At 34.4% G+C, this 11,913-nt stretch carries 14 protein-coding genes and 1 riboswitch; of the genes, 1 reads left to right on the top strand and 13 read right to left on the bottom strand.

Features of this window, described 5'->3' with window-relative positions; genetic code table 11:
- Nucleotide 1 precedes the first annotated feature (1 nt).
- From BN2390_RS06030 to ribD, 6 genes are all read right to left on the bottom strand, one after another.
- Entirely contained in the window at nucleotides 2-1,606 is a 1,605-nt protein-coding gene (locus tag BN2390_RS06030) for a response regulator (protein ID WP_053983460.1), read from the bottom strand.
- A gap of 150 nt (nucleotides 1,607-1,756) precedes the next feature.
- Nucleotides 1,757-2,449 carry an HAD family hydrolase gene (locus tag BN2390_RS06025; protein ID WP_082238626.1) on the bottom strand — a complete coding sequence of 231 codons (693 nt, stop codon included), beginning with the start codon at nucleotides 2,447-2,449 and terminating at the stop codon, nucleotides 1,757-1,759.
- A gap of 2 nt (nucleotides 2,450-2,451) precedes the next feature.
- The gene (gene ribH / locus BN2390_RS06020; RefSeq protein WP_053983459.1) at nucleotides 2,452-2,919 is read right to left on the bottom strand and encodes a 6,7-dimethyl-8-ribityllumazine synthase; all 468 of its coding nucleotides are present in this window, start codon (nucleotides 2,917-2,919) and stop codon (nucleotides 2,452-2,454) included.
- A gap of 24 nt (nucleotides 2,920-2,943) precedes the next feature.
- A complete protein-coding gene (locus tag BN2390_RS06015) occupies nucleotides 2,944-4,146 on the bottom strand; it encodes a bifunctional 3,4-dihydroxy-2-butanone-4-phosphate synthase/GTP cyclohydrolase II (protein WP_053983458.1) in 1,203 nt (400 codons plus the stop codon).
- A 9-nt stretch (nucleotides 4,147-4,155) separates the two neighbouring features.
- Nucleotides 4,156-4,785 (bottom strand): riboflavin synthase, encoded by a 630-nt coding sequence (locus tag BN2390_RS06010; protein WP_053983457.1) that lies wholly within the window; start codon nucleotides 4,783-4,785, stop codon nucleotides 4,156-4,158.
- Nucleotides 4,770-5,873, bottom strand: a complete 1,104-nt coding sequence (ribD, locus tag BN2390_RS06005) for a bifunctional diaminohydroxyphosphoribosylaminopyrimidine deaminase/5-amino-6-(5-phosphoribosylamino)uracil reductase RibD (protein ID WP_053983456.1) — start codon at nucleotides 5,871-5,873, stop codon at nucleotides 4,770-4,772. Before ribD ends, BN2390_RS06010 begins: the two co-directional genes overlap by 16 nt.
- Before the next feature lie 183 nt (nucleotides 5,874-6,056).
- Nucleotides 6,057-6,171, bottom strand: a riboswitch (FMN riboswitch).
- 141 nt (nucleotides 6,172-6,312) lie between these two features.
- On the opposite strand from ribD, the gene BN2390_RS06000 reads away from it, so the two are divergent.
- Complete coding sequence (locus BN2390_RS06000; protein WP_053983455.1) at nucleotides 6,313-6,783, top strand: hypothetical protein; 471 nt, start codon at nucleotides 6,313-6,315, stop codon at nucleotides 6,781-6,783.
- A 283-nt stretch (nucleotides 6,784-7,066) separates the two neighbouring features.
- Here BN2390_RS06000 and BN2390_RS05995 read toward each other — a convergent pair whose 3' ends face one another.
- The 7 genes from BN2390_RS05995 to BN2390_RS05970 form a co-directional block, all read right to left on the bottom strand.
- Nucleotides 7,067-9,346, bottom strand: coding sequence for an ATP-binding protein (locus BN2390_RS05995; RefSeq protein WP_207642817.1), 2,280 nt, complete (start codon nucleotides 9,344-9,346; stop codon nucleotides 7,067-7,069).
- 13 nt (nucleotides 9,347-9,359) lie between these two features.
- Complete coding sequence (locus BN2390_RS05990; RefSeq protein WP_053983453.1) at nucleotides 9,360-9,617, bottom strand: hypothetical protein; 258 nt, start codon at nucleotides 9,615-9,617, stop codon at nucleotides 9,360-9,362.
- 2 nt (nucleotides 9,618-9,619) lie between these two features.
- On the bottom strand, nucleotides 9,620-9,754 hold the full coding sequence (locus BN2390_RS22225) for a hypothetical protein (RefSeq protein WP_278308256.1): 135 nt from the start codon (nucleotides 9,752-9,754) through the stop codon (nucleotides 9,620-9,622).
- 12 nt (nucleotides 9,755-9,766) lie between these two features.
- Nucleotides 9,767-10,165, bottom strand: coding sequence for a hypothetical protein (locus tag BN2390_RS05985; protein ID WP_053983452.1), 399 nt, complete (start codon nucleotides 10,163-10,165; stop codon nucleotides 9,767-9,769).
- 338 nt (nucleotides 10,166-10,503) lie between these two features.
- Complete coding sequence (locus BN2390_RS05980) at nucleotides 10,504-10,746, bottom strand: hypothetical protein (protein ID WP_053983451.1); 243 nt, start codon at nucleotides 10,744-10,746, stop codon at nucleotides 10,504-10,506.
- Between the two features lie 13 nt (nucleotides 10,747-10,759).
- Nucleotides 10,760-11,014, bottom strand: coding sequence for a hypothetical protein (locus tag BN2390_RS05975; RefSeq protein ID WP_053983450.1), 255 nt, complete (start codon nucleotides 11,012-11,014; stop codon nucleotides 10,760-10,762).
- A complete protein-coding gene (locus BN2390_RS05970; RefSeq protein WP_053983449.1) occupies nucleotides 10,995-11,864 on the bottom strand; it encodes a ParM/StbA family protein in 870 nt (289 codons plus the stop codon). The genes BN2390_RS05975 and BN2390_RS05970 overlap by 20 nt, the downstream gene beginning before the upstream one ends.
- Nucleotides 11,865-11,913 lie beyond the last annotated feature (49 nt).

Below are 11,913 nucleotides of genomic sequence, written 5' to 3'. Positions count from 1 at the left end.
GCTAAGCTCTCCTATATTCTTTAGGTGTACAACTTTGTGTTTTCTTAAAAAGGTAGCTAAAGTAATGTGGATCTTTATAGCCGACTTCATAGCCGATCTCTAACGTCTTCATATTGGTGCAACGGAGAAGTTCTTTTGCCTTTTCCATACGTATTTCCGTTAAATAAGAGACGAAGGTTTGGCCTGTTTCTTGACTAAAAAGTGTACTCAGATGGCTAGGACTAATCCCCACATACTCGGCGACTTGATTGAGGGATAAGGTTTCTTTATTATAGTTATCTTGTAAGTAACGTTTAACTTGATTGATTAATGCATTATAGCGCTTACTACTTATAGACTCACGAAGTTTGATACTCTGAAGTAACCAGTTTTCAATGGTTTGCTTAAAAATTGCTTTATCTTGCATAAAGCAATTTACATTTTGTAAATTGCCATAAAGTTGTTCAATTTTTTCTGGTGGTATTTCAAGTTGTTCACAAAAAGTAGTCATACTAAAATAAATATCCATCACCAGATACTGACGGAACAAATAAGACTCTAAACTTTCATCCAGATGATTAAAATAGGTACTTATAAAAGTAGGAACCTCTTCAATTCTTCCGTCATGTAAAAAGTTTTCTAACTTCCTCTTATCTATTTTGGGAATGATAACTTCCTGTAAATCCAAAGAATGATTGGAAACAAAGGTATTATAATCTTTGAGTGCATCATAGCGTAAGACTTGTGTGTCATTCAGAAGATAACGATAAGCTAAAGCTTGGCTTGCTGTATCATAGGCATGAGGGATTTCACTCATTCTACTGACTTTTTCTCCTAGTGCTAATGTATAATGCATAATAGGATAGGCTTTTAAAAGTTCAGAAATTTGGGTAATGAGATTTTGTTCTAAACTTGATAGATTTCCATCTGAGCCCTTTAATAAAATGGCATAGCCCTCCCCATCTCGTTCACATACTAATAGCTGTTTTTGTAAGCTTAAATAGTTTTTTAAGGTTTGTCTTAAAGCTTCTTCATCTGTTAGGGATAACTTGTCTATAAATGAGACTTTAAAAAGCATAATATTATAAGCTGTGGCTGTTAAATCTAGCTCCAATTCCTTAGCTTTTTCAATCAATGCCTGAATACCTTGCCTACCCGTTACTAAATCATAAAAAAACTTCTTTTTAGCAAGTTGAAACTTTTCTTGGTTTTCAAACTGCCACTGCTCATAGTGCGCTTCTTGTTGTTTTTCCTTATTAATAAGATTGGCCACTTCACTTAGCGATTCTAGAAGCTTTTTAGATGTAATGGGCTTAAGTAAATAATCCGTTACACCTAGACGAATGGCTTCCTTTGCATAGTCAAATTCATCATAGCCACTTAAAATAAGAATTTTCATCTTAGGCATACTTGGCTTTATGAGTTCTATAAGTTGTAGTCCATCCATAAAAGGCATGCGAATATCTGTAATCAAAATATCTGGTTGTAATTCCTGAATCATAGGATAAGCTAATTCCCCATCTCCTGCTTCTCCCACTAAGCAGAACCCATGTACCTCCCAATCCATGTTCTTTTTCATACGTTCGCGTACAGCAAATTCATCTTCGACTAAAAATACTTTTAACATTGGCTATCCCCCAGTTCCTTCTTGTCCTTATAAATAAGTTGAACCATTATCTGAAAATATAGTAGTATTGTAACAAATTTATAGAGCATTTTGTGTAGTATAGTGTCGTATAGACAAAAATAAATTAACATCAAAAAAGAGTAGCCTTCGCTACTCCTTTATAAAAACGCTTGTATGATCTTTAATGGGATACTCTAATAGACAAATCGTCTGCTCTATTTCATCTAGAGTATGTATCTTATAAGTTGCCATTTCTAATTCATTTTCATCACCAAAACCATATAAACAACCTATTGATTCAAGTTGATATTTTTGAGCGATCTCCATATCTTGAAATCGATCACCAATAATCATAAAGTCACCTGTATAACGTGTCTTGATCACATTAAAGATTTCGTATTTTGGTATAAAGCCATAATCTTCTGAGCAATAAAATTCAGTAAAGTATTGTTCTAATTGAAAGGCCTCAATATGTGCTTCCATATATGCACGCTTACAATTGCTTAAGAATATAAGGTTATAACCCTTTATTTTAAGTTGTTCTAAAATTTCTAATGCGTGTGGATAGAGCTTAGCCTTACCTTCTTTGATAAGCCCAATCATTTCTTTGCCAATTCTCATACTAGCATGTTGTTTTTGAGATGCTTCTAATGTGGGCATAAACGTATGCCACATTTCAGCTGCTGAAAACCCTAACCAATAGCTTATTTCTTTATCTGAATAGTCTCTTGGCTCTGCAAATCCTTTTTCAACTAATTCCTTATAGGCCAGTCTAAATGCTGGTGCATAGATTTCAATACTATTATGAAGTGTGCCATCATAGTCAAATACTAAGTTCAGCATGCTTATTGTTCTATTTCTCTTATTAAGTTCACCATCTCAATGGCACCCATTGCACAATCAAAACCTTTATTTCCTGCTTTTGTACCTGCACGCTCAATAGCTTGCTCAATATTTTCTGTGGTGACTACGCCAAACATAACCGGAATATCACTACTCAAAGAAACACTAGCAATGCCTTTTGAAACTTCACTACATACATAGTCATAGTGTGTTGTACTACCACGAATCACTGCTCCAAGGCAGATGACTGCATCATATTTATTGCTTTTTGCCATTTTAGATGCAATAAGTGGAATCTCAAAAGCCCCTGGAACCCATGCCACTTCAATATTTTCTTCTCTGACTTCATGGCGTGTAAGGGCATCTACTGCACCACCTAATAATTTGCTTGTAATAAATTCATTAAACCTTGCGACTACAATTCCAATTTTAATGTCTGTTGATACCAATTTTCCTTCATAGATTTTCATGTTTTTAATCTCCTTAATTTTTTATTAATGTATGTTTAAATAATGACCCATTTTGCATTGTTTTGTTTTAAGATAGAAAGCATCATGTTCGTTCGCCTCTATTTCAATAGATACACGCTCTACAATCTTGATTCCAAAATCGGAAAGTTGATAAACTTTATCTGGGTTATTAGTTAATAGTCTCATGGTTTTGACGCCTAAGTCTTTAAGAATTTGTGCGCCAATATAATACTCTCTCAAATCTTCTTCAAAACCAAGAGCAACATTGGCTTCGGCTGTATCCATTCCTGCTTGTTGAAGTTCATAAGCTTTTAACTTATTTATTAATCCAATGCCACGGCCTTCTTGACGCATATAAAGAAGAATGCCACGACCTTCCTTTTCAATTTGTTTCATTGCAGTAGCTAATTGATCACCACAATCACAACGTGAAGAACCAAATACATCTCCTGTTAAACATTCTGAATGAACACGACAAAGTATATCTTCTCCATCACCAATGTCACCTTTAACAAGTGCTACATGATGTTCTCCATTAAGTTTATTCACATAGCCATAGGCTCTAAAATTACCATAAGATGTTGGAAGCATAGGTGTTGCCATACACTCTACAAGGTGATCAAATCTTTTACGATACTCTTGCAGTGCTTTGATGGTTATAAACTTCATATTCCAATCTTTTGCAAATTCAATGAGTTCCGGTGTACGCATCATATGTCCATCTTCTCTCATGATTTCACAGCAAAGCCCACATGGCTTTAATCCTGCTAACTTCATGAGATCAACTGTCGCTTCTGTATGACCATTACGTTCAAGCACCCCATTTTTCTTAGCTAAAAGTGGGAACATGTGTCCTGGTCTACGAAAATCTTCTGGGCATGCCTCTTCATCTATGGCTTTTAATGCTGTTATACTTCTTTCAGCTGCTGAGATACCCGTTGTTGTATCCACATGATCAATAGACACTGTAAAAGCTGTTGTATGATTATCTGTATTGTTGGTTACCATTTGATGAAGTCCTAACTTTTCACAAAGTGCTTCATCCATTGGCATACAAATGAGCCCCTTGCCATAGGTAGCCATAAAATTAATATTTTGTGTTGTTGCAAATTCAGTGGCACAAATAAAGTCACCTTCATTTTCACGATCTTCATCATCTGTTACAAGAATGATCTCACCTTTTCTTAATGCCTCTAAAGCCTCTGGTATTGTATGATACTCAAACATATTACCCTCCTAAAATCCATGTTTTAATAAGAATGCTTCTGTAATGTTACTCTGGGGAGTAACAAACTTTTCAATATATTTACCAATGATGTCATTTTCAAGATTCACAAGTTCCCCTACCCTTTTTAGAGATAGTATGGTTTCTTTTGCTGTATGGGGAATGATTGAAACACTAAAATGATCCTTTTCTACTTTTGCTACTGTAAGGCTGATGCCATCAATGGCTATAGAACCTTTTTCAATGATATATCTCATAATCTTAGAATCCGTTTGTACGGTATACCAAATAGCATTATCATCTTTATGAATAGATACAATTTTTCCTGTACCATCAATATGCCCTGAAACAATATGTCCTCCAAATCGTCCATTACTCGCCATGGCACGTTCTAAATTCACACAACTTCCAATGGTAAGGTTTCCTAATGCAGAACGAGAAAGTGTCTCATTCATCACATCTGCATAAAAAGTACAATTCCCTAACTTTGACACTGTAAGGCATACGCCATTCGTAGATACACTATCACCAATCTTCAAGTCTTCAAAGATTTTATTCCCGGTAATCATAAGGATAGAGGATTTCATTCCCTTCTGTATGCCTTGTACTTTACCAATCTCTTCGACTATTCCTGTAAACACAGATATTCCACCTCACTTTCTAATAACAAATCTTCTCCAAACCATGTGAGTTTTTGATTTTTCATTTTAAAGCAATAAGTTGGTTCATCAATACCGCTACCCCCAATAGGTGTCCTTGCTTCATCACCACCAAATAACTTTGGTGCAATATAAGCCTGTACCTTGTTGACAATACCGCTTTGCATAGCGGAAGCATTGAGTGTCCCGCCACCTTCTAAAATAAGGCTATCGATTTTTAATATGCCTAGTTGCTGCATCAATATTTGTAAATCAATATGATTATCTTTTTTAGGAATAAGTAAAATCTCACATCCAGCTATTTCATAGGGCATGTATCTGTCCTTTTCCGCACAACACGTTGCAATAATGGTCCTTACACTAGAAGCTGTTGCTACCACTTGAGCGTTTAAAGGTGTCCTTAAATGGGTGTCGCAGATAATACGAATCGGATTACATCCATTTTCTAACCTGCACGTAAGCATAGGATTATCTGCAATTACTGTCCCAACGCCTACCATGATGCCCGTATAGCGATGGCGTTCTTTATGTACATGTATTCTTGCTTGATCTCCTGTAATCCATTTTGATTTACCTGTAGAAGTTGCAATTTTTCCATCCATAGTCATGGCATACTTCATGACCACATAAGGCGTCTTCGTTTTGATATAATGAAAAAATACCTGATTAAGTTCTAGACATTCTTTTTCTAATACACCGCTCACCACTTCAATTCCCTTAGCTTGTAAGATTGAAACACCTTTTCCAGATACAAGTGGATTAGGGTCAAGTGCTCCGATTACAACTCTTGTGATACCACTCTCTAAAATAGCATCTGTACAAGGTGGTGTTTTTCCATAATGACAACAGGGTTCTAGAGTGACATAGAGTGTTGCACCATGAGGGGATTCTTTACAACCTACCAGTGCATTTCTTTCTGCATGAAGCTGTCCATATTTTTCATGCCAGCCTTGCCCAATGACCTTATTATTTTTAACGATCACAGCTCCAACCATAGGATTCGGACTTACAAAACCACAACCTTTTCGAGCCAGTTCTAAAGCACGTGTCATATACTCTTGGTCAGTCATACACTTTTCCTCCAAAATAAAAATGCCTTGAACAAAACAGGTTCAAGGCATTTCAACAATTCTATAAATAGCTTTTAAGCGTTTAGTAATAATCCACATTTGTATTAAATACAAAAAACTCTGAAATGAAAAATCATTCCAGAGCATACTATACTAAAAGAAAATGCAAAAAAAGCATTTATAATCTATCTTCTTTCATCCAGACTTTACTGTCGGCTTCGGAATTACACCGAATCATGCCTTACGGCTCGTGGGCTATACCACCGGTAGGGAATTGCACCCTGCCCTGAAGATGTTCTATTCAATTAATGTGATCATATCAGTCTTCTCATATTTTGTCAATAACTTCTATTTTAAATAAAATCTATTTTTATCTACATATGTAATGTCTTGATGGTTCATAATATATTTAAAAATCAATTAAAATTGAGGTACCATTATGTTTAAAAACAAGCATTATTTTTTCATCCTTATAGGTATTTTTATATGTTGTTTGAGCCTTTCTTCTGTGACTTTTGCTACACAAAATAATTCGCTCGATACAACCATTGATACGTATTACAAAACTGTTAGAGAGAATCAAAAACAGCTCCTCAGTATTTTAGAAAAAGGCTACTCCAATAATACGACTCAAAAAAGCAATGATAAGCTTATTGGCCAACTCTCTATTTACTCAGGTAATGTTGATAACTTCTCTAATAAACTTGTTCATGAAACCATTAATAGTTCCTCCGAAAAAGAACAAAATTCCAAACTTCAAACCTTAGTTGTTGCAAGTGGTTATTTAAAATTTATTAAAGATCAAATTAATGAATTTTTAATTGCTGAAGACTCCTTGACTCAATTTTCACTTTTAAAAGATATCCTTCAAGCCAACTCCTTATTAAATCAAATACTTGCTTATCTATAAGTCTTTATCCATCATTTAAATAATAAAAAGGGTAGATTGATTCTACCCTTTTTATTATTTAAATCTATCCATTTTTTACCCATTAATACTTTTAAAAACCTTACAACCGTTGAATTACTTAACTAAATAAGCAATAGTCTCTACGTGGTGTGTATGTTTGCTATGTCTACAATAGCATGTATATACGTTGCAAACTATACGGTTTAGATTTTATATTTAAGTTTAAATAGGCTGTTTTATGAGTAACTTTTACCCAAAACTTTACCCATAGCAATTTGGGTAACTATTTTACATATAAGTCAGATTCATAAGCAGAATAACCTTTACTGCACTTAATTAAGTTTAGTGAATGATAGCGCTTTAGATTTAGAAGATCATCTACAGTAAATCCAAACTGTTTAAACTCTTGCTCTAGGTATGCAAAGTTTGCTTTATCAGTTCCCTGTAAAAGTATATAGCTTGCACCAGCACTCTTAAGGCCACTCTGTAGTTCTCCTAAGTCAGCTAATTGATGAGCCGTGAATCCTAGTCTTAATTTAAACTTACGGCACTCTCTTAAGATGTTACTAAGTGGATTATAAGCTGTAGGAGCCTGGAATATCTCATCTAGTAATACATGATAAGGCAATAAGCTATCTTGTTGTGCCCCTCTTATATTGCACGCTAACCATATTTTAGATATGAAGAAAGTAACTAGCACATTTCTAACGTGTTGGCTTCTAAACTTATCAGCAGGCATCTTTATTATGATAATCTTACCTTGGTCCATTGCTTTTGAAAAGTCTATGTTATCACAAGATGGTTTATTAAACATCATTCTCATTCTAATATCTTCTCGCAAACTATTTACACGATCCATGATATGTTCGATCTTGCTATAGCGAGTATCACCTTGAAAAATTTCTACAATCACTTCTTTTCCGTCTTCACCACTCTCTTTCGTCTTAATAATTTTTCCATCATCTAACTGTTTTAACATTACAATTTGTTCTTCAAGGTACACCATATATTCTGGTGGTACTTTGGAGATAAATTCATGTCTAGCGTCATAGTTTTCTAGACATCTAATAACATCTCTTAGGCTCATGTTATCATTTATAAGTACTACATCAGCAGCACTTGTAAAAAACTTTCTCATTTGCCCCGACAATGGATCGCCGGTGTATACTGCATCTATAAGAGCAGTTACTTGTTGTTGATGTAAATTAGCACTTTCTACACGTTCAAAAACCGTGTTCCCTGTAATGTGATACTCATTATATGCAAACGCTTGTAAACTACTTTCTTTGCTTAAATCTATTTCTAACAACCTATCCTTTGGTGTAATAGCCTTTATACTATCTGCTAACTCACACTTTTTAATATAGTCTATCACTATAAGCCCTTGTTTAGCTTCTATAACATCTTTAGCATACTCCGTATTTTGGAATGTCTTACCTGCTCCCATAGGTCCTAATAGTATAAATGGCAAATTAGAGATTTCTTTATCTTGACTAAAGTAAGTTTGCACAGTATTACCTTTATAAGTACTTTTACCCGCCTTTATAATACCTTCAAGTAATTCATCATATACTTTGCTCTCAAGAACATTCACATGGTTTATCTTATGCTGTTGCAATAGGTCACGCCCGGGTAACTGTAGCAAACAGCTACTTTCTTCCACTCCTATCTTATTAGCTGCATACTTATTAGGCTGGCACTTATAATATTCAAGCTTATTATCCCCATCTAGTGACCTAAAACTTTGGCAAGTCATAATAGCATTTTGGTTTGCTCTGGTCTTATTATCAGAATGGCTTACAATGCCAATATTTAATCCTAGAATAGTATCATTTCTTTTATGCATAGATTCATTAGACAGCTTCTTAGGGTTCTGTACAAGTGCATTTTTTAGTTCTGTTAAGGGGTTAACATCTGATACATTAGCCCCTATTAATTTATTTGTTAAATCATCTAAGAAGTCACATATCTTATAAAGTAAGTTAAGTCCAATAGCCCACCCTGTAGGCTCTTTGGGTATAGGAATATTATTAAGGTACTTATTCTGTGTCTGTTCCGCCTTAGTCTGCCATCCCCAGTTGTTTGTGTAGGCAAAATTATACATAACCGTAATCCTATCTCCTTGTTCCATTACATCTATTACATTGAGCATGTTATTTAGAAGCACATTACTTTTCTTATCTACGTTAAGTGCTAGTGCATCATTCTTTTTGTACTGTAAAGTGTAGTATACGCTATCACTATTAAACTTAACTTCTTCTTCACTTTCTTCTATAGTAGCTGTGGGCCATGTTGCACTTAACTTTTCCTTTACCATGGTCTTATACATAGTAGGCACTACAAAATAAAACCTAACATCATCTTTATAAATATCTATCATGTAAACACACTTCATCTTAGTTTCTACTACATACTTCTTTTCTTCTTTATGTATCCTATGTCTTATCGTAGACATAGTTTTGGCTATTGTACTTGAATTATAGTTTCTACAGCTAGAGTGTGGTGTGATCATAAATGTCGTATAAGTTGGGTTAACTACTTCAAAGTATTTACTTAGTAGCATAGACTTCATTAAATCACTTCCCTTTAAATATCTCTTTAAATATCTTTAATATTCTAATGTCCTCAAAACAAGCTTCTTTTATTATCTCAAACAGCCCCTTGATAAATCGTTCTTCTGATTCTGGTGAAATATCCATACCCATTATAAACTCTTCTAGGTCCATGCATTTACACTCAACACCATTTATAATTATTTTATCTTTTGATACCTGAACAACATCAATATTACTATCATCTTTTTTGCTGTTCGGAAAATGTATTATCTGCCCCATTACTATATCACCGCCTTTATAATCTCCCAGGTAATAGCTACTATGCTACTTCCTACTGCTATATCTCTGCCTTTTTGAATCTTACATATATGCATAATGATACCTACTGTTCCAACTATCTTACATGCCATTAACATATACATACCTCCTTAATCAAAGAAACTACGTGCTAAATCAAATATATCTGGTAGACCATATAAAACTGCTACTGCTACAAAATACTTCAATACAGTTGATATAATCCCACTAATATCCTGTTTCTTAAAGTTCTTTACTATATCTATTCCTGCAAATACTATCGCCGCCCAGTACCCTATTGCCTGTAGCATACCTAGCACCTTGTATCCTTCTGTATTGACTTTATCTGTAAAGCTATTAACATTAACTTTTGCATAAAGCATATTAACTGTAGTAGCCATTAAAAAACTAGCACCTACCACAATGCTTTTCAATTCACTTAATGTAACCTTAGCCATTTCTTCTCTAGCAATCTGATACTGGCTCTTATTGTACGAGATATAGCATACTTCTATACTTCCTAATCGCATAAAATTCCTCCTATAAAAAATCTAAAATCGATGTATATAACTCGGCATAAACGGAGATGCTTAGATATAATAAATCAAAGGATGTGAAATAAATGTTCCCAGTAATGGTAGGTTACCTTATTGCTTATGCTGCTGTATGTGCATCAGTAATCTTTTAATTGTAAATAATTTGTTAATATTCTCTCTTACACCTAGTAGACTTGCATAATTTCAAAATTCAAATCATACGCTTGTAGTGTGAGCGGGTACGAAGTGCGAAGCCGAGTAGTCGTCACTCTACTGCATCGTGGGTAAGTGCACCCATCAACCAGACTGCCTTTTAGGTGGTCTTTTTTCTTTTACAACTTATCATATTGTGTTAGACATTTCTTTCCACCCTCTATGGTCATAATGTGTGACTTCCCTTCTTGGATCTGCTTTACGACATCATTGTACTTAGCAGATGTAGGAACTGCTTTCCCATCTATCAAGTCAATTAAAGCTGTACCAGACACCATTGTTACTTGCTTATAATCAAACTCGCCCTCATATACTCTCACACTATTACTTCTTAACTTTTTAATTATATTTTCATACTTCATACATCTTCCTCCCTTATAGATCTAATATACTTGCAATATCATTACCTAACTCTTCAGATGAATAGTTAGGATTTTTTATTTCAATATTTCTAAGTGCATCCATAATCATACTCTGCACTTGCTCTTTTGTGATGTAGTCGTGTTCGATATTATCCAAGTAGTAAATAATTGCTTCTTCTATTAGTCTAGACCCTCTCCCATCTTTTGCAGCTTCTTCATAAGCATCTAGAACTCTTTTGTTTGTTATGCTAATATGTTTTTTTGCCATAAATCTCCCTCCCGACTAAATACAGACCATCTACATTATCCCAAATAGCATTACTGCTTATTGTTATTCTGTTGAAACTGTTCATTAGATACTGTTCCAGCTGATTACTTCCTCCACCAGTAGCAAAAACATGTAGCTTATTTATATTCCATTTCTTTTCTAAAAGCCTTTGCTGTATCTCTTTTAAATGTGACTGTATGCATTTGTCTACTATCTCTTTGCATTCTCCACTTTTGATTATTCCTCTAATCTCATAATCTTGCACATTCCAGTTTTTAGTGATATTCAATTCATCAATAATCAACCTTTCCAGCTTAATCATTCCCAAATCAAGTGTACTTATCGTATCTTTTAAAAGGTTACCATATTCATAGATCATACAATTAATTGTGTTACCACCAAAGTCAAGTAATCCTACTACTTCATTTTTTAATTCTGCTTTATGAGGTAAGTAAGCTGCTGCTCCTTCTGCAAAAACTGTACAATCTGTAACCGTTATCTTCTTATATTCCCCATCAACAATACCATCATGATTACCATACATACTTATACGATATTTATCTCTGTATTGATTATTAAGATATAATGCCATAGGTAAAGCTGTTATAAGCTGGACTTCATTTGATGTTGCATGTTTTAAAATATTGTAGTTGGTGCAGACATTATGACATGTACTTAACTGCTTATCACTTATATCTCTAGACCCTGCTCCTATTTCATAGTAGCAATCTCCTAATATAAGAGTCCTGCTACCATTTTCATTTAGTTGTATCCTAGTTTGATGTATTTCTCTAGTACTACATGTTCTCACTTTTGTATTATAAAACCCTGCATTAAGTGCTAATATCATCTACCCACCCTTTCTACACTTAGTGGCTACACTCTAATAACTATCTTAT

The organism is Niameybacter massiliensis (genome assembly GCF_001282685.1).
Taxonomy (GTDB): Bacteria; Bacillota; Clostridia; order Lachnospirales; family Cellulosilyticaceae; genus Holtiella; species Holtiella tumoricola.
This window is presented reverse-complemented; position numbering and strand designations above follow the sequence as displayed.